Raw genomic sequence first — 20,079 nt, 5'->3', positions numbered from 1 at the left:
GTTTTACTAGCTTTGCAAAAAAACAAGTATGGGAAAAATTAAGCTAAGCAATATTAAAGTGTATGCCTATCATGGGTGTTTAAGAGAAGAAAGTATTATTGGGAGTGACTATAGCGTTGATGTTGAGCTTGTTGCCGATTTAACGAAAGCATCAATATCCGATGACCTCGAGGATACCGTTGATTATGTGCTGATCAATCACATCGTAAAAGAAGAAATGGCGATTAAATCAAAGCTGTTAGAACATGTGGCAAAACGTATCTTAGACCGAATTTTTGATTCCTGTGGTTCAGTTTCTAAAGCAGAAGTTAGGGTATCAAAAATTAACCCGCCTATTAACGGAGACGTTGAAATGGTTTCGATAAACTTACAATTAACTCGTTGAAATACACCTTTTTGGTTTTATGTTTTGTAAATAAAACAGCATCTTTGTAACATTAAAAGGCATTGTGGTCGAATTGGATAGACAAAGTTCCGCAAGAACTTCCATAGTGGTTCGAGTCCACTCGATGCCTCAGAGAAGCCCGCTCTTTTTTTAATAGAAAGAAAGGGCTTTTTTTATGTAAGTATTTTTACACTTACTCATAAATTTTTGTAAATTTGCATTCGCAAAAAGGCATTGTGGCCGAGTGGCTAGGCAGAGCTCTGCAAAAGCTTGTACAGCGGTTCGAATCCGCTCGATGCCTCTTTAAGAATCCTCTTCTATTTTAGAAGGGGATTTTTTGTTTTAAAGAGGACTATCTTATACACAGTTAATCAACTGATTTTAATTTAGTTGCACAATTTCAGATTAAAATAAGGCAATGAAGAAACCTAGAATGGCTTTAGCAGTCGGTATTTTATGTATTTCAATTTTCCCTCTTTTGGTAAAATTAGGATATACCTCAGGTTTAATTTCAGCCTTTTACCGAATGGCCATAGCATTTATCGTGCTTTTACCTGTGGTGCTTTGGAAAAATCAATGGAAGCTACCAAGCTTATCCTTAACACTTTTAGCACTTTTGAGTGGAGTATTATTTGGATGCGATGTGGCATTTTGGAACATCGCTATAGTAGAATCTACAGCAACTCAGGCTTCGCTTCTCACAAATTTATCGCCTATTTGGGTGGGAATTATTACTTTTTTATTTTTAAAAAACAAACCTTCCTCTAATTTTTGGATGGGCACTTTAATAGCGCTTTTAGGTATGATTACGATTGTTGGCTTCCAATTTTTTATAGCATTTCAATTTAACCGTGCATTTATCTTTGGTCTATTGTCAGGCGTGTTTTATGCTTTTTATTTATTAATTTCTAAACGTGTATTGGCCCAAGTAAACATCCTTAGTTTTATGTTTATGAGCCTTTTTTCGTCGGCTATTTTTTTAGGTTTTATAAACTTTGCAGCAGGAGAGGATTTTTATGGCTATACGCTAAAAACTTGGATGGTACTAATCATACAAGCTGTTGTTTGTCAGCTTTTAGCTTGGTTTTCACTGAGCTATGCCATAAAGCATATTAGAACTACAAGAGTGTCTTTAAGTCTTTTGGCACAGGCTTTTATCACAGCTCTTTTAGCCTGGTTATTTTTAAATGAAGCAATCAGTCTGCAAATGATTTTGGGTGGGCTAGTGCTTTTAGTAGGAATCGGTATTACGTTTATAGACAAACCTATCACATTTCAAAATTTATTTTCTAAAAGAAAATTATCCATAAAATAGCACTGTCTACTGCAGTAAAGGAAAAAATCTCCGACCTTATATGGATTGGGGAAGGTACTTATTAGAACTATAGGGGCTATAAAAGTGAGTTAACTCACCTTTTTTATCGCCGAAACCAGAACAGCTGCTGTGGTGTTATCAATAGTACTTTTTTGTCATTAAGTCTCATTTGGATGTTCAAAATTGGTTTCAATCAGAAAAAGTAAGCGAATAAAGACTCCTTTTAGCCTCATGAGTGTTATTTTTGCGCTGCTCTAAATGAAATGTATTTAAGATCACAAAAAAAGCGCTGCTTTTTTGAATCAACACTTAGTGGGTTAAAGAGGGTAGTCAAACTTTTTTAGAGCAGTTTCCAGAATCATTTTTTGATATGAATAAAAACACAGCAGAAGACCAGCGTATAGAGGCTAATTACAGTAAAGAAAAAGATTGGTTAAAATGGGGTCCCTATTTAAGTGAACGACAATGGGGAACAGTTCGTGAAGATTATAGCGCAAATGGTGATGCCTGGAATTATTTTCCTCATGAACACGCTAGAAGTAGAGCATATCGATGGGGAGAAGACGGGTTGGCTGGCATATCGGACCGATACAGTAATATTTGTTTTGGTGTTTCATTATGGAATGGTAAGGACAGGATACTAAAAGAGCGTTTATTTGGGCTTACAGGCCCACAAGGAAACCATGGGGAAGATGTTAAAGAGTTGTATTACTACTTAGAAAATACCCCTTCGCATTCTTATATGAAACATTTGTATAAGTATCCGCAACAAGAATTTCCTTACGAGAAACTGGTTGAAGAAAACGCGAAAAGAAATAGAAACGAGCTTGAGTACGAGTTATTAGATACGGGTATTTTCGACGAAAAGGCTTATTTTGATGTGGTTACCGAATATGGAAAGGCTGATAATGAAGATATTTTAATCAAAATTAGTATTAGCAATAAAGGCAAAAAAAAGGCACCGATTCACGTGTTACCCACCTTGTGGGTTAGGAATTATTGGAGTTTTCGGGAAATGCCTGAGAAGCCAAGTATTGAGAAAAAAAAGCAGAACGGCGTACCTTATGTACGTGTTAAGCATTGCTTTGTTGGGGAGTATAATTTGTATTTTGAAGAAGCTTCCGAACTCTTATTTACTGAGAATGAAACCAATAGGGAAGCCGTTTTTATGGCTAAAAATGACAGCCCCTATAAAAAAGATTTATTTCATAAGGCAGTAACTTCGGGCGATTATAGCTTGCCAACTGCGATTGAAAAAGGGACAAAATTTGCACCCCTTTATCAATTAAATATTGCTGCGGGCGCCACAGAGGTGGTGAAACTAAGGCTTAGTAAAAATGCTGTTAAAAATCCGTTTAATGATGATTTTGATCATATTTTTAAGCAAAGGCAGGAAGAATGTGCTATTTTTTATGACAACAAACTAGAAGACAAAGAACAGCAAGAAATTCAAAAACAAGCTTTTGCTGGTCTACTGTGGTCAAAAAAGTATTATAATTACGATGTGGAGCGTTGGCTTGATGGGGATCCAAAAGCGTCTATTCCTGCGCAGGAACGCTTAAGTGGTAGAAATAATACTTGGAAAACCCTTAGAAATCATGATATTATGCTCATGCCCGATGCCTGGGAATACCCATGGTATGCGGCATGGGATTCAGCTTTTCACTGTGTGACCATGGCATTAATTGATCCTCATTTTGCTAAAGAACAATTGTTGTTGTTTACCAGAGAATGGTATATGGCGCCTAACGGCCAAATTCCGGCATATGAATGGAATTTTAGCGATGTAAATCCACCTGTTCAAGCCTGGGCAACGCTAAGAATTTACAAAATCGAAAAAGAAAAAACTGGAATAGCAGATCGTCAGTTTTTAAAACGGATGTTTAATAAACTAGCATTAAATTTTACCTGGTGGGTAAATCGTATTGACGGGAGTCAAAATAATGTTTTTGAAGGTGGATTTTTAGGTTTAGATAATATTGGGGTTTTCGATAGAAGTCATGGTGTTCCAGGAGGCGGCACTTTAGATCAAGTAGATGGTACTGCTTGGATGGCATTGTATTGCTTAAATATGCTCGAAATAAGTATCGAATTGGCTTTAGAAGACGAGTCTTATGATGATATGGCCATTAAATATTTTGGTCATTTTATTTTTATTGCCGAGGCTTTAAATAAAATGAGTATCGAAAACAAAGGAATTTGGGACGAACAAGAAAGCTTCTTTTATGATAAATTAATACTACCCAATGGTAATGCTACGTCTATAAAAGTGCGCTCTATCGCGGGTATGTTATCTATTGCGGCCGTGCTTTGCATCAAAAAAGAAACCCTAGAAAAACTTCCAAAGTTTAAACGAGCAGTTCAGTGGTTTAAAAACCATAGAATGAAACGCTTAAAATACCCGGTGGTACAAGAGTTTGCAGACGGCAATGATTTGCTACTATCTTTAGTACCGAAAGACAGAATGAAAATTCTAGTGAATGTGCTTTTAGACGAAAAAGAATTTTTAAGTCCCTTCGGTATTCGTTCCCTTTCAAAAATTCATGAAAAACCCTATTATATAGGAATAAATGGCGATACATTTAGTATAAGTTATGAACCTAATGAATCAACAACACCGCTATTTGGGGGTAATTCAAACTGGCGTGGACCAGTTTGGTTTCCTATGAATTACTTATTTATTCAAGCCTTAAAAGAATATCATTCCTATGCTGGTGATAGTTTAAAATTTGAATACCCTACGGGGAGTAAAAAACGACTAACACTTCAAGAAATTAGTATTGAGATTAGCAAAAGGTTGATTGCTATTTTTGAGAAGGATGAACATGGAGATAGGATTGTGCATGCTTTACATAAAGAAACTTATGCCCGTGAAGATTTTAAAGATTTAATATTGTATTACGAGTATTTTGATGGCGATAATGGGCGCGGAATAGGAGCATCACACCAAACGGGATGGACCTCGTTGGTGTCTAATTTAATTGATGAAATACAGCCTGATAAATAGTTGTTTGTTGATGGTGTTTTTTTAAACTTGTGCTTGAAGTTGACACCTGAACTTTATGTGATTAACTTAAAACTCAGCACTTAAAATTTTAATTATGTACATGTGGATTCTTTGGGCATTGCCTTTTTTGTTGATGTTTATTTTACTTTGGAATATTTGGTTTGGTAAAAAACCGACTAAAAATAAGTCTTTCGATCAGCATTGGAGTGCTATTTTAAACGATAAGGTCTATTTTTATGCGGCTTTATCCGCTCCAGAAAAGCTCAGATTTGAGGAAGAAATTTTGTATTTTTTTAATACGGTAAGCATTACAGGTGTAAAAGTGGAAATTGACGATACAGATCGATTGTTGGTAGCATCAAGTGCCGTAATTCCTCTCTTTGGTTTCGCTGGGCTACGATATCGAAATATCAACGAAGTATTACTTTATAAGGACGCCTTTAATGAAGACCATCAATTTGAAGGTGAAAAAAGAAATATTTTAGGGAAAGTAGGTTCGGGCACCATGAACCGTTTGATGATACTTTCACTGTCTGCCTTACGAGCGGGGTTTAGTCAACAGCAAAGTAAAAGTAATGTAGGTATTCATGAGTTTGTGCACTTAATTGATAAAGCGGACGGTGCTGTAGACGGAATTCCAGAAAGTTTAATGCAACAACAATTTGTACTACCTTGGTTAAATGCCATGCACGAAGAGATTACCGACATCAAAGAAAATGACTCAGACATAAACCCCTATGGCGCAACAAGTAAAATCGAATTTTTAAGCGTAGCTAGTGAATACTTTTTTAATCAACCTAAAAAATTTAAAAAAAAGCATCCAGACTTATATGCACTGATGAGTAAAATTTATGCGCAAGACCCTAAAGCTTAAAAGTTGACATCCTATTTCAAACCTGATAATGATACACTTAATGGTCTATAGGTTCATGGCCATAAAAGAAATGTATTATGTACGTCATCTTTTCTATCTTTAGCTTTATTTTATATTTATAACTAGCTATCCCATGAATTTGAGCAAAAAGTTACTTTCCTTACTCCTCGGTCCTTTAGTTTTTATAGTGTTTTTGATTCTTCAGCCACCTGTAGGAATGTCGAGTAATGCTTTTATCATGGTAGGTATCACCCTATGGATTGCTATTTGGTGGATATCCGAAGCGGTTCCCATTGCCGTAACCTCCCTTTTGCCTATTATACTATTTCCTGCAACCGGAATTTTAAATAGTAGCGAAACCACAGCTGCTTTTGGCGATAAATATGTTTTTTTATACTTAGGAGGTTTTATTCTAGCCATCGCCATTGAGAAATGGAACTTGCATAAAAGAATGGCCCTCAATATCATCAACCTTATAGGAACTAATATTTATCGGATCATTCTAGGGTTTATGGTGGCTACAGCTTTTTTATCGATGTGGATTTCAAACACAGCAACCGCTGTGATGATGTTACCCATGGGGATGTCTATAGTTTCAACGCTCAAAGACAACCCTACCACCGATGAAAATGAAAATTCTATTTTTGGAAAAACATTAATGCTAAGTATCGCCTATGCCGCATCTATAGGGGGTATTGCCACCCTAATTGGCACACCACCCAACCTTGTTTTTGCCGGCTTTGTTCAAAAAACTTACGGTATAGAAATTACATTTTCGCAGTGGATAAAATTTGGATTGCCTATATCTATTGTATTACTGGGTATTGCTTGGTTGTACTTAACGCGAGTTGCCTACACTTTTAAGCAAACCGAATTTCCTGGAGGAAAACAAGAAATAAAACGACTTTTACTAGAACTAGGACCCATTAAAAAAGAAGAAAAAATTGTTTTTTTAGTTTTTATACTAACCGCCTTATGTTGGATAACCCGGTCTTTTATTCTTCAAAAATTAATTCCAGGTATTGACGATACTGTCATTGCTATTACGGCAGCAGTAGTACTCTTTGTTTTGCCATCGAGCAAGAAAAATAAACCATTAATTATTTGGTCAGATGCCATAAAAATCCCTTGGGGAATTATTCTTTTATTCGGAGGTGGTATGGCGCTAGCAACAGGTTTTGAAACAACAGGTTTAGCGGTTTGGCTTGGCAATCAAATGGGATTATTAGAAGGGTTATCTTTTTTCTTGTTAATTTTAATCATCATAGCTGCAGTAAATTTCTTAACGGAAGTAACCTCAAACTTAGCGACGACCGCCATGCTGATGCCCATTTTAGCTCCTATAGCCTTAAACCTCAATGTAAATCCGTTTATATTAATGGTAGCTACTACCGTTGCAGCATCTTGTGCTTTTATGCTCCCGGTAGCAACGCCACCAAACGCAGTAGTATTTGGGTCTGGCTACTTAAAAATTGCCGATATGATAAAAGCAGGATTTTGGATGAATTTAATATCTATAATTTTACTAACCCTTATAGTGTATTTTGTGTTGCCCCTTCTTTGGGATTTGGATAGTTTCGCATTTTAATCACGAGGTTTTATGAGGCTCTCGCTTAGCACCAAGTAGGGATTATTGAAGTAAAATCAATAAGGCGCCTAAAGCCGTTAAAACAAGAATCATTTTCCGGTAAAAGCCATCTTTTATGATTTTAACTAAGCGCACACCCACAAATAGTCCCACTGCAATGGCAGGAACTAATTTTAGATTTATGAGTAAGGTTTCTGGAGTGATGGTGTGCCAAACGAAAACATGAAACGGCAGTTTAAAAACATTGACAATAAAAAATAACCAAGCTGCCGTACCAATAAATTCATTTTTAGGTAATCGCATCGCCAAGAAAAAAATGTTGGAAAATGCGCCAGCAAGGTTTCCAATCATAGTGGTAATCCCAGCCAAGATACCTATAGAACTACCAAAAGCCCAATGCGTTGGAACGTTTTTAGAGCTACGTTGATCCCACCAATACATTATAATAACACTCCCGAGAATAATAAAAGACATTCCGTATTTAAAGGTTTCTTCATCCAAGTCTTTCCCTATAAAAACGCCGATTAAAACCCCAAATACCATCCATGGTAAAAATCTAACAATATAATTCCATTGGGCGTGACGGTTGTAATAGATTACCGCAAAAATATCGCCGACAATTAATAAAGGAACAATTAAACCAGTAGATTCTTTAGCTCCAAACGCAAGGGCCATAAGCGTTACAATGATGATAGCAATTCCTTTAATTCCAGACTTTGAAATACCTAAAATAAACGCTGCCAAAAAGGCCAAAACCCATGAAGTTGTTGTTGTATTTGCAGCTAATGCGTAGAACACCGAAAGTTTTTTATTAAGGTTAAAAAGCAAAAGTATTGAACTGATTTAGATTTTTTAGGATTCGCCGACCATTAGTTTGTTATTTTATGCCAAACGTTGTAAGGCCCATAGCTTCGCTAAGGAAAGACAAAAAGAAATATAATGAAGGAGTACCCCCTTTCTAAATATTATAGGATGGTGTATCTACTGCGAGGTGTATATCAAACTAAAGTAAAATAGTTAACTTTAAACGCAGTAAAAAAGATCAGCAATGAAAAATCGGATTGTAGCGGTTGATATTTTTAGAGGAATGACCATTGTCTTAATGATCCTAGTAAACAATCCAGGTACATGGGGCGCCGTTTATGCTCCTTTTTTACATGCGGATTGGCATGGCTATACCCCAACAGATTTAGTTTTTCCCTTTTTTTTATTTATTGTGGGCACTTCTATCGCCTTTGCGTATCAAAACAAAACAGCAACTGCAAATACCTATAAAAAAATTACAGTCAGAAGTTTAAAACTAATAGCACTGGGACTTTTTCTGGGGGCTTTTACCATTACGTTTCCTTTTTTTAAGGAATTTTCAAGTATTAGATTTCCGGGAGTTTTACAGCGAATAGGGGTTGTTTTCTTTATCACATCCATACTATTCATTAATTTTAAGTGGAAGACACTAATCTCAATCACCATTTTTATTTTAATAGGCTATTGGTTAGCTATGGGTTTTATTCCTGTCGAAGGCGTAGCATCTACTTTTGAAAGGGCTCCTAATAATTTAGCAAATTATATAGATTTGAAAGTTTTAGGTAACCATATGTGGAAAAAAGACTTCGATCCAGAAGGGTTTTTAAGTACCATTCCTGCTGTAGCAAGTTGTATTTTAGGCATTTTTACAGGGCTAATTTTAAATTCAAAACAAGAAAAAAAGGCCACTATTTTAATGGGTATTGGTGGATCATTACTGCTGATTGGTCATTTTTGGGATCTTATTTTTCCAATTAATAAAGCGCTATGGTCAAGTAGTTTTGTTCTAGTCACGGCGGGATGGTCTAATTTAATTTTAGCCCTAATTTATTATTGTACAGACATCAAAAAAATAAAATTTGGGACTGCCTTTAGGTATGCAGGAGCAAATGCCATTGCTGTTTTCTTTGTATCAAGTTTTATAGCTAAGTTGTTTGGACTTATAAAGGTTGATGCTTCCGGAACTTCAATCCATTCATGGTTATTTCACACCTTTTATGTATACGAGGGGATCTCTTTGCAAGCCTCATCCTTGCTCTATGCGCTGTCGGTTACAAGTTTTTACTTAGGGCTAGCCTATTTTTTGTACAAAAGACAAATTTTTATTAAAGTATAGTCTTAAATACGATAGAAACAATATCTTTAAAAAAACATAGTTTATGAGTGATAGCAATAAGTACACTAAGATTTATAGCGGAAACCAAGTATCAGTAATTCTTTTAAAAGGCTTATTGGAAGAGGCGGGAATTGGTGTTATAGAAAAAAATGAACAGAACTCAGGTGTTATTGCTGGTTTTGTGGGCGGAACACAATCTACAATAAGATTGTCTGTACAAGAAGTTGATAAAGAGAAAGCAGAAAAAATAGTACAAGCGTTTATCGCTCAGAAACAAAAGTGATGTATTACTATTTGCCAAATGCCCAACGGATAAATTTTGGAAATGCCTGACTCCACGTATGCAAATCGTGTTTACCTCCCGAAATTTCTACATAGCTAATTGCTTTCGGTGCTTTATAGCCTTTTAATTTCAATTCTTTTATGACCTCTTGTGTGTCATCAATAGCGTCAATAATCCCATTGCCATTTCTATCCGCTTTTTCATCTTCAGACCCGCACTGAAACCAAAATTTAAGATGAGAGGCGAACCTTGAATTCTTTATGACTTCTAAAATTAGTCTGCTTCGATCTGCCTTATCATTTTTTATATAGGCCTTGTTTCGCCACCAAAAAGAACCACTAAAAACTCCAACTTTTCCAAATTTATGAGAATGATTTAAAACAATATCCATGGCCGATAAGCCCCCTAATGACATGCCCGCATACACCCAATCTTCATTGTTTGTTGAGATTTTGTACTCTTTTTGTAAAAAAGGAATGAATTCCTCAACAATAAATTTCGCATAATCATGTGCTTTTGAGCCTCTTCCTTTAAAATCAGCCGAAATGCTTGTTCCATATTCTTGAATTCGGTTTTCATTAGCCTCAATACCTACATAAACAAATGGAGAAATTTTCTTATCGTTGAAAGCGGCAGTTAAGATTTTTTCTAAATGCATATTTGTGTAATCCTGACCATCATTCATCAATAGTACAGGAAACGTATGGCTTGCATGGGTATACATAGAAGGTGCAACTAATCTAAAAGTTACTTTTCTATGTAAGGAAGCTGAAAAAAATCCTCCTTTAGCACTTATGTAATCAATTTCAAAATTCATTATTATATTTTATAATGTGCGTTTTCTTTTTTAAGAATACTATGGTATTTTAAGACTATTTATTAATTAAATGGCTCTTTGACATTAAAAAATAAAATATTTAGGCTATATTTAATAAAAGTACGATGGCAAACATAAATCACATTCCTTATTATTCAAATACCTTAGGAAGAAATATTAATTTGGAAATTTCGGGTCACTGGGGCTACCCTATTTTAATGTTTCCTTCTTCAGGGGGGCAATATACACAAAATACAGATTTTGGCTTATCTGCATCGGTAATGAAGTATGTAGACCAAGGGCGTATTAAGCTATATAATGTCGAAACGATTGATATGATTTCGTTTTATGATGACCATATGGATTCTGCAACAAAAATACACAACTATGAATTGTATATGCAGTTTTTGAAAGATGAATTAATACCCTACATTCAGAAAGAGTGTAACGTGCACAGAATTGCGGTTGCGGGGGTAAGTTTTGGAGGATACCATGCCGCCAATACCGCTTTTAGATTCCCCGATCTAGTGAGTCATTTAATAGCCATGAGTGCCGCTTTTAGCATAAGAAATATGACACCGCTCTTAGATGATATGCGTATTTATTATAATTGTCCAGATGAATTTATGCAACATGAGGAAGGCTGGAAATTTGAACATATGCAGATTGTTTTAAGCACTTCTGACTGGGATATTTGTCTTGACAAAAATAAACGAATGTCTGCTATTTTAAATGAAAAAGGCATTACCCATTGGTATGATGAAAAAAAATGGATATCGCATGATTGGCCTTTGTGGAAAATGGTATTTCCGGAATACATAGAAAATTATTTTTAAGAACTAAAAACATTAGAAAAAATGGTAAAAAAAGTAGGAATATTATTCGGCATGGAAGATACGTTTCCATGGGCCTTTATTGATAAAGTAAACGAATTAGGGAATGGAAAAGTAATTGCAGAAGCTGTTAAAATTGATAAAGTACAACAAGGTATCGACTATGGTTACCATGTTATAGTGGATAGAATTTCACAAGAAGTACCTTTTTACAGGGCCTATTTAAAAAATGCGGCCTTATTGGGAACCACGGTGATTAATAATCCATTTTGGTGGAGTGCAGATGAAAAATTTTTTAATAATTGTTTGGCGATGCAGTTGGGGATTCCTGTTCCTAAAACCGTACTGTTACCTTCAAAAGTAAGGCCCGACAATACCTCGGACACTTCTTTTAGAAACCTGGTAGCTCCTTTAGATTGGGAGTATATTTTTAATTACATTGGTTTTCCTGCTTATATGAAACCTCACGACGGAGGCGGATGGAAGAGTGTGTATCGCGTTGAAAATATGGACGATCTTTTTGCAAAGCATGAAGAAACCGAACAATTGGTCATGATGTTGCAAGAAGAAATTATTTTTGATGACTATTACCGCGTGTATTCATTAGGCCAAAAGTATGTACATATTATGCCGTATGAGCCCAGAAATGAATTTCATGCCCGGTATGCAACTGAACCAAAAACCAAAGGTGAAGAGCATAAAAAGTTAATGAAAACCATTCATGACTATACTTTAAAATTAAACAAAGCTTTAGGCTACGATTTTAATACCGTAGAATTTGCCGTACGCAATGGCATCCCTTATGCCATTGATTTTTGCAACCCTGCTCCTGATGCAGATATTAATTCTGTAGGACAAGAAAATTTTGATTGGATTGTTATGCATTCTGCAAAATTAGCTGTAGAAAAAGCCCTCGCTCACAAGCCAAAGCAGAACAATACCTCTTGGGGGTCTTTTATTGAAAACTGTGTGTCGCCATCAAAAAAAGCACCAAAAAAGCCAAATTTAAAAAATGCGGCAGAAGCAAAGAAAACGGTTATAAAACCAACAATGCCTAAACCAAAACCAAAAGCTGTTAAAAAGGCACCCATAAAAAAAACATCAACGGCTAAAAAAAGTAAATAGTAGTTTTAAAAACCAAGATACCCATGCATAAATTTACAATTGGGATTGAAGAAGAATTCCAAATTTTAGAAGGAGACTCTCTAAAGCTTCGCTCTCAAATGTCGAAAATTTTAGAAGGTGGTAAAATTTTTTTAAAAGAACGTATTAAAGAAGAAATGCATCAGTCTGTGGTCGAAATGGGCACGAATATCTGTGAAAATATCACTGAAGCACGTGATGAAATTTCGTACTTAAGACAACAAATTATTGAACTAGCCGCGAAAGAAGATTTAAAAGTTGCAGCGGCAGGGACTCATCCTTTTTCCCATTGGAGCGAGCAATTAATAACGCCAGATCCGCGTTACGATCAACTAATTGCCGAAATGAAGGATGTGGCAAGATCAAATCTAATTTTTGGAATGCACGTACATGTGTGTATTCCCAGTCGAGAAGAGGGCTTACAAATTATGAATATTGCGCGGTATTTTTTACCTCATTTGTATGCACTTTCTACTAATTCTCCTTTTTGGGAAGGTCGAGAAACTGGGTTTAAGTCATTTCGTTCTAAAGTTTTTGATAAATTCCCTAGAACGGGGATTCCCCCTTATTTTGCAAGTGTTGCTGAATATGATAAGTTTGTTGAGGTGCTTGTAAAAACAAATTGTATCGACAATGGCAAAAAAATATGGTGGGACATTCGCTTACATCCCGTTTATCCAACGGTAGAATTTAGAATCTGTGACATGATGATGACGGTTGATGAGGTAACCTGTGTTGCAGCAATAATGCAATGTATTATTGCCAAATTAAGCAAACTACATCAAAAAAACCAAAGCTTTAGATCCTATCGAAGAATTTTAATTAATGAAAATAAATGGAGGGCCGCTAGGTGGGGCATTGAAGCCAAACTTATCGATTTTGGAAAAGAAGAAGAGGTGCCTTATGAAACTTTAATTAATGAGCTTCTAGAATTTATTGATGATGTTGTAGACGAATTGGGATGCAGAAACGAGGTTAACTTTGTTTACCAAATGCTACAACAAGGTTCAGGCGCAGATCGTCAATTAAGAATATTTGAAAAGACAAAAGATCTAAAACAAGTAATGAAATACGTGGTAGAAGAAACAAAAAAGGGATTGTAATGTTTAATTTATAACGTAATTTCGTCCCCTTAAAAAAAATAATGAATACTCAAGGTTTAAGAATAGCAGTTTTAGATATGAATGCGGGGCATGCTAACGAAGGTATGCGCTGTATAAAATTGTTGGTGGAGAACTTTTTAGCACAAGATACTACTACAGGCAGTTATGCTATTTTTGATGTTCGTGTTAAAAATGAAATTCCTAATGTGGACGCCTATGATATTTTTATTTCGTCAGGTGGGCCAGGTTCTCCCTTAATCGCAGGAGCAGCATGGGAGCCTTTGTTTTTTGGTTTGTTAGATGATATTTTAAATTACAACCTTAGCCACTATAAAAAGAAACACGCCTTTTTAATCTGTCATTCATTTCAATTGGCGTGCCTGCATTGGGATTTGGCTAAAGTAACAAAAAGACGTTCAACCTCGTTTGGTGTTTTACCGATGTCGAGAACCAAAAGTGGAGAACAAGAACCCGTATTAATGGGTCTTGGTGATCCTTTTTATGCTGTTGACTCTCGAGATTATCAGGTTATTGGCCCTAAAGACTGGAAACTAGACAGTTTAGATGGCCGCGTACTTTGTATAGAAAAATCAAGACCCCATATCCCTTTAGAACGTGCGGTTATGGCAATTAGGTTCACTAAAGAAATATTTGGCACTCAATTTCATCCCGAAGCTGATGCGGAAGGCATGTTAAGGCACTTTCAAAAAGAAGAGAAAAGAGCCCAAATCATAAAAAAATTTGGAAAAAAGAAGTATTTAGAAATGATCAACTTTTTAGATGATGAAACTAAAATAGCAAAAACGAACGCTATAATTATTCCTAATTTTCTACAACAAGCTGCTATTGCCATCAAAGAATCATTACTATTAACTGTATGATACCAAAAATAAGAGAAGCTTTTAATCAAAATTTTAGAGAAGAGCTTTACGAAAATGTACAAAAAGATATTGTTGCGGCATTTGGCGAACCCACAGCTTTTCGCTTATCAGAAACACCTGTGTTTATCTCAAAGGAACTTAAAACCAAAGTGTTTGATGCTTGTGATGCCATTCTAGAACAACTCGAAAGTATCGATATACAAAAGATTAGAAATACGTTTATTCCAAAAAACTTACAATCGCCTGCGCCTTTAAACAAGCCTCATTTTTTAGCGATAGATTTTGGACTTTGTGAAGGCCTTGATGGCGAAATTGTTCCTCAATTAATTGAATTACAAGCATTTCCAACCCTATTTTTTTATCAGCCTTTTTTAGGTAAGGCCTATTTAAATAACTTTCCAAGCATAGCTAAAAATAAGCTTCATTATTTTTTTAGTGGATTAGATGAGGCTAGTTATTTAGAAGAATTAAAAACGGTTATATTAGGTAATGAAAAGCCTGAAAATGTAATTCTATTAGAGTTATTTCCTGAAAAGCAAAAAACGAGAATCGACTTTTGGGCCACCCAAAAAGCTTTGGGAATCCCTGTGGTTTGTATCACGAAGGTTATAAAAGAAGGCAAAAAGTTATTCTACGAGCGTAACGGATCAAAAACCCCTATTCATAGAATTTATAATCGTGTAATTTTTGACGAAATTCAAGCTGCAAAAGATCTCAAATTAGGCTTTAATCTTAATGATGACCTTGAGGTACAATGGGTAACACACCCAGATTGGTTTTTTATCATTTCAAAATGTATGATGCCTTTGTTAGCGCATACCTACATTCCAAAATCATATTACTTAAATGATTTTCCAGAAACTATTGCTTTGCAAGAATACGTTTTAAAACCCTTGTTTTCCTTTGCGGGAAAAGGGGTTAATTTAAATCCAACTCAAGAAGAAATAAATAAAATTAAAGACAAACAAAACTATATATTACAAAAAAAAGTGACCTACGCTTCCTTAATAAAAACACCGTCCGAAACCAACTCAAAGGTAGAGTTGCGTATTTTATTTGTTTGGAATACAGCAGAAAATAGGTTTAAACCGGTCGTAAATTTAACCCGAATGAGCAAAGGAGATTTAATAAACGTGTCTTTCCAAACCAAAGACACTTGGATTGGGAGCTCCATAAGTTTCTTTGAGGAATAAGACTTAAGTTTTCTGCTAAAAGTATAGGTAAAGTGTGGCAAGTTAAATTTTAAATTGCTTCAACCATGGAAGTTTATACTTCAATGTGAAACTAGGAGAATTTTTAAATCCTAGCTGGGTTGCCCAGAGAGGCACAAGAGCTTCACCTTCTGTTAAGCTTTAAAGATTACCTTACCGCCATTAATTTTGCCACATACTTGCCAATAACATCAAATTCTAGGTTGACAACAGTTCCAATTTTATAGGTGTTAAATCGGGTATGTTCATAGGTATAGGGTATGATTGCAACACTAAAGGTGTTTTTGCCAGAGTCTACGACCGTTAAACTAGTGCCATCAATGGTAATAGAACCTTTTTCAATAGTATGATTGTTCAAATCAGTACGGTATTCGAAAGTAAAAAACCAGCTTCCCTCTTTTTCTTCGACTGAAGTGCAAACACCAGTTTGATCTACATGCCCTTGAACTATATGTCCGTCTAAGCGAGATCCTAAAATCATGGCGCGCTCTAAATTTACAAAATCACCCACCGCTAAATGCTCTAAATTTGTTTTTTGTAAGGTTTCTTCAATAGCGGTAACAGTGTAGGTGTTGTTTTTAGTCGAAACCACTGTTAAGCAAACACCATTATGCGCTACGCTTTGATCTATTTTTAATTCTGGGCTTATCGTCGATTTCACCGTAAGATGTAAATTAGACCCCTCATTTCTTAATTCTATAACCTCTCCTAAAGTTTCAATAATCCCAGTAAACATGTTGTCGTTTTAAATACCTAATTTTGTAGTGTAAATTTAGCATAAACCAATTAATAACATGGCAGAGGATAGACAAAAAATAAAACTTGGGGTTTCTATTGGCGATTTAAACGGAATAGGTTGCGAAGTGGTTCTAAAGACTTTTGAAGATATAAGAATGTTGGATTTTTGTACGCCAGTTATTTTCGCATCGAATAAAACGATAAGCTACCAAAAGTCAGAATTAGGATTAGAGATCAACTATAATGGAATTCAAGAGGCCTCGAAAGCTATAGACGGAAAACTAAATGTAGTCAATGTTTGGAAAGAAATCCCAAAAATTGAATTTGGAGTAGCTACAAAAGAGGCAGGAGACTATGCCCTAAAATCGTTAAAAGCAGCTGTGCAAGCATTAAAAAATGGAGATATAGATGTTTTAGTAACAGCACCCATCAACAAAAATAATATTCAGGCTGAAGATTTTAAATTTCCTGGCCATACCGATTATTTGGCCCATGAATTGGAGGGAGAAAGTTTAATGTTTATGGTCACCGATGAATTAAGAGTAGGGCTTTTAACAGATCATATCGCCGTTAAAGATGTAGCGAAAGCGATAACACCTGAATTGATTAAAAGTAAAATAAATACCATTGAAAAATCTTTAAAGATAGATTTTGGGATCAGCAAACCAAAAATTGCACTTTTAGGGATTAACCCTCATAGTGGTGATAACGGGGTTATTGGAAATGAAGATGATGAAATCTTAAAGCCTGTAATTCGAGAATTGTTTGATAATGGACAATTAATATATGGACCTTATTCCGCAGATAGTTTTTTTGGTTCCGATGGCTATAAAAATTTTGATGCTATATTAGCGGCTTACCACGATCAAGGACTAATTCCTTTTAAAACCTTATCTTTCGGGAAGGGGGTAAATTATACGGCTGGGCTAAACAAGGTGCGCACATCGCCGGATCATGGTACGGCCTATGAAATTGCAGGAAAAGGAAAGGCAGATTATAGCTCTTTTAAAGAAGCTGTTTTTACCGCAATTGAAATTTTTAGAAACAGAAAAGAGTATAGCGAATTAACCGCAAACCCCTTAAAAAAATCGCGTTTAAAAAGAGAGTTTAGGTAAAAATTGAATAAGCTCAAAGCTGAGTTTATTCATTTAGATTTTTTTATTTTAAAAAGTTGGGTTTTAGTAAAATAATAGTATCTTTGCACCCGCCTTTGAATGGCTGGAGCACTAAAATTAAGTGTCAAACATGAAGAAGCATAGAGAGTTTATGATTCCTTTTTCAGGATTGAAGATAGGAGCACATGAATTTGATTTTAAGGTTAACAATACGTTCTTTGAATCTTTTGAATATAATGAGTTTAATGAGGCTACTATTGATTTAGTAGTAGATTTAAATAAATCGAGTACCATGCTGGAGTTAGTAATGACTGCAAACGGTACGGTAAATGTTTATTGTGATGTTACCAATGAACCCTATGACCAACCCATAACTGCTGATTTAAAGTTAGTGGTTAAGTTTGGAGAAGAGTTCAATAATGACAATGATGAAATTTTAATTCTTCCACACGGAGAATATCAAGTAGAAATTTCGCAATATGTTTACGAAATGTTAGTGTTAGCAGTTCCTTTGAAAAAAGTACATCCAGGAGTAGAAGATGGTACTTTAGAATCTGAAACATTAGACAAACTAGAAGAATTGCATCCAAAAGAAATAAAAGAAACTAAAGATAAAAAAACGGATCCGCGATGGGATTCATTAAAAAAGTTATTAACGGATAAATAAGTTGTAAAATGGCACATCCAAAACGGAAAATTTCCAAAACAAGAAGAGACAAAAGAAGAACACATTATAAGGCTGTTGCCCCAACACTTGCAAAAGACCCAACTACTGGAGAAATGCATTTGTACCATAGAGCACACTGGCATGAAGGTAAATTATATTACAGAGGTCAGGTTTTAATCGATACTACTGAAGAAGTAGCCGCTTAATTCGTATCTTATAGCAGTACAAAGACTCCTACTTATTTTAAGTAGGAGTTTTTTTATGAAGACTATTTAAATTGTTAAAACAATAGCTTTTAGATAAAAAGTTGCAAAAAGTCGTTAAAAATCACTAATTTTCACGAAATTTATGGCTTTTTTTAAAGTTTTCAGGGCAAAAACCTTTACGGAATGAGTAAACTAACGGCGGCCATTACGGCGGTAGGAGCATATGTTCCTGATTTTATTATGACCAACAAGATGTTAGAGGAATTAGTAGATACTAATGACGAATGGATAACATCAAGGACTGGTATTAAGGAGAGAAGAATCCTTAAGGAAGAAGGGGCAGGAACGTCATTTATGGCCATAAGAGCTGCGGAAGACTTAATAAAAAAAGGGAATATAGACCCTAAAGAAATTGATTTAGTTTTAGTAGGTACCGCAACACCAGATACATTAGTCGCTTCTACAGCGGCATATGTTGCATCTGAAATTGGCGCTACCAATGCATTTGCTTTTGATTTGTTAGCCGCTTGTTCAAGCTTTTTATTCGGCATGTCAACGGCAGCAAGCTTTGTAGCATCCGGCAGGTATAAAAAAGTGCTATTAATAGGAGCGGATAAAATGTCGTCGATTATTGATTATACGGACAGAACCACCTGTATCATTTTTGGTGATGGTGCTGGTGCCGTACTTTTTGAACCCAATACAGATGGCCTAGGCGTACAAGACGAATATTTACGTTCTGACGGTGTTGGTCGTAATTTTTTAAATATGAATGCTGGGGGCTCTATTATGCCAGCGTCCGAAGAAACAGTAAAAAACAAACAACATTTTATTTTTCAAGACGGTAAAACGGTATTTAAATTTGCAGTATCAAATATGGCCGATGCCGCTGCCAAAATTATGGAGCGCAACAATTTAACTGATGCCGATGTCAATTGGTTAGTTCCGCATCAGGCCAACAAGCGGATTATTGACGCAACAGCCAATAGAATGGGTCTGGATCACGATAAGGTCATGATGAATATTCAAAAATATGGCAATACAACATCGGCCACACTGCCATTATTATTAAATGATTATGAGGGCCAATTAAAAAAGGGAGATAACCTTGTGTTTGCTGCTTTTGGTGGCGGTTTTACTTGGGGATCTATTTATTTAAAATGGGCATATAATAACAACTAACAAAATCAACTAAATTAAACAAGAATTCGATGGACATTAAAGAAATTCAAAGCTTGATTAAATTTGTAGCTAAATCAGGTGCTAGCGAGGTTAAATTAGAGATGGAAGACATCAAAATTACCATCCGAACAGGTGCTGCAGGATCATATGGTGAACCAACGACTTATGTACAGCAGGTACCAATGGCACAAAATCAAATGATGCCATCTGCTCCTTCAGCTGTACATGAAGAACTATCTGCCGCAGAAACTAAAGCAAATGCAGAAAAAGCTGAAAATGATAAATATGTTACCATAAAGTCACCTATTATCGGTACTTTTTATAGAAAATCATCACCCGAAAAACCTGTTTTTGTAGAAGTAGGGAGCACTATAAAGAAAGGTGATGTACTTTGTATTATTGAAGCAATGAAATTATTTAATGACATTGAGTCAGAAATTTCTGGAAAAATTGTTAAAGTTTTAGTAGACGATTCTTCTCCAGTAGAATTTGATCAACCATTATTCCTGGTAGATCCATCTTAGTAAATTTTAAGTCTTAAAATGTAAAATACACCACAAATTGGTATTTAAACCCTTTAAAACTTAAAAC

At 35.4% G+C, this 20,079-nt stretch carries 20 protein-coding genes and 1 tRNA gene; 18 read left to right on the top strand and 3 right to left on the bottom strand.

What is annotated here, in order from left to right:
• Positions 1-28 precede the first annotated feature (28 nt).
• The 6 genes from folB (at position 29) to GQ45_RS10300 (ending at position 7,169) form a co-directional block, all read left to right on the top strand.
• Positions 29-385, top strand: coding sequence for a dihydroneopterin aldolase (gene folB, locus GQ45_RS10325; RefSeq protein ID WP_047417576.1), 357 nt, complete (start codon positions 29-31; stop codon positions 383-385).
• A 230-nt stretch (positions 386-615) separates the two neighbouring features.
• Positions 616-686, top strand: a tRNA-Cys gene (locus tag GQ45_RS10320).
• A gap of 117 nt (positions 687-803) precedes the next feature.
• A complete protein-coding gene (locus GQ45_RS10315; RefSeq protein WP_047417573.1) occupies positions 804-1,700 on the top strand; it encodes a DMT family transporter in 897 nt (298 codons plus the stop codon).
• Between the two features lie 370 nt (positions 1,701-2,070).
• Entirely contained in the window at positions 2,071-4,707 is a 2,637-nt protein-coding gene (locus GQ45_RS10310; RefSeq protein ID WP_047417572.1) for a glucosidase, read from the top strand.
• A gap of 94 nt (positions 4,708-4,801) precedes the next feature.
• The gene (locus tag GQ45_RS10305) at positions 4,802-5,581 is read left to right on the top strand and encodes a zinc-dependent peptidase (protein ID WP_047417569.1); all 780 of its coding nucleotides are present in this window, start codon (positions 4,802-4,804) and stop codon (positions 5,579-5,581) included.
• A gap of 133 nt (positions 5,582-5,714) precedes the next feature.
• Entirely contained in the window at positions 5,715-7,169 is a 1,455-nt protein-coding gene (locus GQ45_RS10300; RefSeq protein ID WP_047417568.1) for a DASS family sodium-coupled anion symporter, read from the top strand.
• 42 nt (positions 7,170-7,211) lie between these two features.
• On the opposite strand, the gene GQ45_RS10295 is transcribed toward GQ45_RS10300, so the two are convergent.
• The gene (locus GQ45_RS10295) at positions 7,212-7,967 is read right to left on the bottom strand and encodes a sulfite exporter TauE/SafE family protein (protein ID WP_047417567.1); all 756 of its coding nucleotides are present in this window, start codon (positions 7,965-7,967) and stop codon (positions 7,212-7,214) included.
• A 250-nt stretch (positions 7,968-8,217) separates the two neighbouring features.
• Between GQ45_RS10295 and GQ45_RS10290 the strand changes: the two genes are divergently transcribed.
• A complete protein-coding gene (locus GQ45_RS10290; RefSeq protein WP_047417564.1) occupies positions 8,218-9,309 on the top strand; it encodes an acyltransferase family protein in 1,092 nt (363 codons plus the stop codon).
• Between the two features lie 43 nt (positions 9,310-9,352).
• Complete coding sequence (locus tag GQ45_RS10285; RefSeq protein WP_047417561.1) at positions 9,353-9,592, top strand: DUF2007 domain-containing protein; 240 nt, start codon at positions 9,353-9,355, stop codon at positions 9,590-9,592.
• Between the two features lie 7 nt (positions 9,593-9,599).
• On the opposite strand, the gene GQ45_RS10280 is transcribed toward GQ45_RS10285, so the two are convergent.
• Positions 9,600-10,409, bottom strand: coding sequence for an esterase family protein (locus GQ45_RS10280; protein ID WP_052188190.1), 810 nt, complete (start codon positions 10,407-10,409; stop codon positions 9,600-9,602).
• 125 nt (positions 10,410-10,534) lie between these two features.
• Between GQ45_RS10280 and GQ45_RS10275 the strand changes: the two genes are divergently transcribed.
• Genes GQ45_RS10275 through GQ45_RS10255 form a run of 5 tightly spaced genes read left to right on the top strand, consistent with a single transcriptional unit; the run spans position 10,535 to position 15,562 of the window.
• On the top strand, positions 10,535-11,245 hold the full coding sequence (locus GQ45_RS10275) for an alpha/beta hydrolase-fold protein (protein WP_047417558.1): 711 nt from the start codon (positions 10,535-10,537) through the stop codon (positions 11,243-11,245).
• A 21-nt stretch (positions 11,246-11,266) separates the two neighbouring features.
• Positions 11,267-12,367, top strand: coding sequence for a RimK family alpha-L-glutamate ligase (locus GQ45_RS10270; RefSeq protein ID WP_047417555.1), 1,101 nt, complete (start codon positions 11,267-11,269; stop codon positions 12,365-12,367).
• A 23-nt stretch (positions 12,368-12,390) separates the two neighbouring features.
• Positions 12,391-13,488 (top strand): carboxylate-amine ligase, encoded by a 1,098-nt coding sequence (locus tag GQ45_RS10265; RefSeq protein WP_047417553.1) that lies wholly within the window; start codon positions 12,391-12,393, stop codon positions 13,486-13,488.
• Positions 13,489-13,529: 41 nt separating this feature from the next.
• A complete protein-coding gene (locus tag GQ45_RS10260) occupies positions 13,530-14,369 on the top strand; it encodes a type 1 glutamine amidotransferase (protein ID WP_047417550.1) in 840 nt (279 codons plus the stop codon).
• Positions 14,366-15,562 (top strand): hypothetical protein, encoded by a 1,197-nt coding sequence (locus GQ45_RS10255; protein ID WP_047417548.1) that lies wholly within the window; start codon positions 14,366-14,368, stop codon positions 15,560-15,562. The genes GQ45_RS10260 and GQ45_RS10255 overlap by 4 nt, the downstream gene beginning before the upstream one ends.
• A 166-nt stretch (positions 15,563-15,728) precedes the next feature.
• Here the strand turns inward: GQ45_RS10255 and GQ45_RS10250 are convergent, their stop codons facing one another.
• Positions 15,729-16,316: a riboflavin synthase gene (locus GQ45_RS10250; RefSeq protein ID WP_047417545.1), complete on the bottom strand. Its 588-nt coding sequence runs from the start codon at positions 16,314-16,316 to the stop codon at positions 15,729-15,731.
• Between the two features lie 58 nt (positions 16,317-16,374).
• Between GQ45_RS10250 and pdxA the strand changes: the two genes are divergently transcribed.
• The 5 genes from pdxA to accB all read left to right on the top strand — a co-directional run bounded on the left by pdxA (position 16,375) and on the right by accB (position 20,012).
• Positions 16,375-17,433: a 4-hydroxythreonine-4-phosphate dehydrogenase PdxA gene (gene pdxA / locus GQ45_RS10245; protein WP_047417542.1), complete on the top strand. Its 1,059-nt coding sequence runs from the start codon at positions 16,375-16,377 to the stop codon at positions 17,431-17,433.
• Between the two features lie 130 nt (positions 17,434-17,563).
• Complete coding sequence (locus tag GQ45_RS10240; RefSeq protein WP_047417540.1) at positions 17,564-18,100, top strand: DUF177 domain-containing protein; 537 nt, start codon at positions 17,564-17,566, stop codon at positions 18,098-18,100.
• An 8-nt stretch (positions 18,101-18,108) separates the two neighbouring features.
• Positions 18,109-18,306 (top strand): 50S ribosomal protein L32, encoded by a 198-nt coding sequence (gene rpmF / locus GQ45_RS10235; RefSeq protein WP_047417537.1) that lies wholly within the window; start codon positions 18,109-18,111, stop codon positions 18,304-18,306.
• A gap of 183 nt (positions 18,307-18,489) precedes the next feature.
• Positions 18,490-19,488 carry a beta-ketoacyl-ACP synthase III gene (locus tag GQ45_RS10230; RefSeq protein ID WP_047417534.1) on the top strand — a complete coding sequence of 333 codons (999 nt, stop codon included), beginning with the start codon at positions 18,490-18,492 and terminating at the stop codon, positions 19,486-19,488.
• Positions 19,489-19,517: 29 nt separating this feature from the next.
• Entirely contained in the window at positions 19,518-20,012 is a 495-nt protein-coding gene (gene accB / locus GQ45_RS10225; protein WP_047417532.1) for an acetyl-CoA carboxylase biotin carboxyl carrier protein, read from the top strand.
• Positions 20,013-20,079: the final 67 nt, after the last annotated feature.

The sequence above is a fragment of the Cellulophaga sp. Hel_I_12 genome (genome assembly GCF_000799565.1).
In the GTDB taxonomy this organism is placed as follows: Bacteria; Bacteroidota; Bacteroidia; order Flavobacteriales; family Flavobacteriaceae; genus Cellulophaga.
Note: the sequence above shows the minus strand (reverse complement) of the source record. Positions and strands in the feature narration are given on the sequence as shown.

Bases quoted from the DNA above. Each gene is read 5' to 3' on its own strand.
- folB (WP_047417576.1), top strand. From the start codon at position 29: ATGGGAAAAATTAAGCTAAGCAATATTAAAGTGTATGCCTATCATGGG.
- GQ45_RS10315 (WP_047417573.1), top strand. From the start codon at position 804: ATGAAGAAACCTAGAATGGCTTTAGCAGTCGGTATTTTATGTATTTCA.
- GQ45_RS10310 (WP_047417572.1), top strand. From the start codon at position 2,071: ATGAATAAAAACACAGCAGAAGACCAGCGTATAGAGGCTAATTACAGT.
- GQ45_RS10305 (WP_047417569.1), top strand. From the start codon at position 4,802: ATGTACATGTGGATTCTTTGGGCATTGCCTTTTTTGTTGATGTTTATT.
- GQ45_RS10300 (WP_047417568.1), top strand. From the start codon at position 5,715: ATGAATTTGAGCAAAAAGTTACTTTCCTTACTCCTCGGTCCTTTAGTT.
- GQ45_RS10290 (WP_047417564.1), top strand. From the start codon at position 8,218: ATGAAAAATCGGATTGTAGCGGTTGATATTTTTAGAGGAATGACCATT.
- GQ45_RS10285 (WP_047417561.1), top strand. From the start codon at position 9,353: ATGAGTGATAGCAATAAGTACACTAAGATTTATAGCGGAAACCAAGTA.
- GQ45_RS10280 (WP_052188190.1), bottom strand. From the start codon at position 10,409: ATGAATTTTGAAATTGATTACATAAGTGCTAAAGGAGGATTTTTTTCA.
- GQ45_RS10275 (WP_047417558.1), top strand. From the start codon at position 10,535: ATGGCAAACATAAATCACATTCCTTATTATTCAAATACCTTAGGAAGA.
- GQ45_RS10270 (WP_047417555.1), top strand. From the start codon at position 11,267: ATGGTAAAAAAAGTAGGAATATTATTCGGCATGGAAGATACGTTTCCA.
- GQ45_RS10265 (WP_047417553.1), top strand. From the start codon at position 12,391: ATGCATAAATTTACAATTGGGATTGAAGAAGAATTCCAAATTTTAGAA.
- GQ45_RS10260 (WP_047417550.1), top strand. From the start codon at position 13,530: ATGAATACTCAAGGTTTAAGAATAGCAGTTTTAGATATGAATGCGGGG.
- GQ45_RS10255 (WP_047417548.1), top strand. From the start codon at position 14,366: ATGATACCAAAAATAAGAGAAGCTTTTAATCAAAATTTTAGAGAAGAG.
- GQ45_RS10250 (WP_047417545.1), bottom strand. From the start codon at position 16,316: ATGTTTACTGGGATTATTGAAACTTTAGGAGAGGTTATAGAATTAAGA.
- pdxA (WP_047417542.1), top strand. From the start codon at position 16,375: ATGGCAGAGGATAGACAAAAAATAAAACTTGGGGTTTCTATTGGCGAT.
- GQ45_RS10240 (WP_047417540.1), top strand. From the start codon at position 17,564: ATGAAGAAGCATAGAGAGTTTATGATTCCTTTTTCAGGATTGAAGATA.
- rpmF (WP_047417537.1), top strand. From the start codon at position 18,109: ATGGCACATCCAAAACGGAAAATTTCCAAAACAAGAAGAGACAAAAGA.
- GQ45_RS10230 (WP_047417534.1), top strand. From the start codon at position 18,490: ATGAGTAAACTAACGGCGGCCATTACGGCGGTAGGAGCATATGTTCCT.
- accB (WP_047417532.1), top strand. From the start codon at position 19,518: ATGGACATTAAAGAAATTCAAAGCTTGATTAAATTTGTAGCTAAATCA.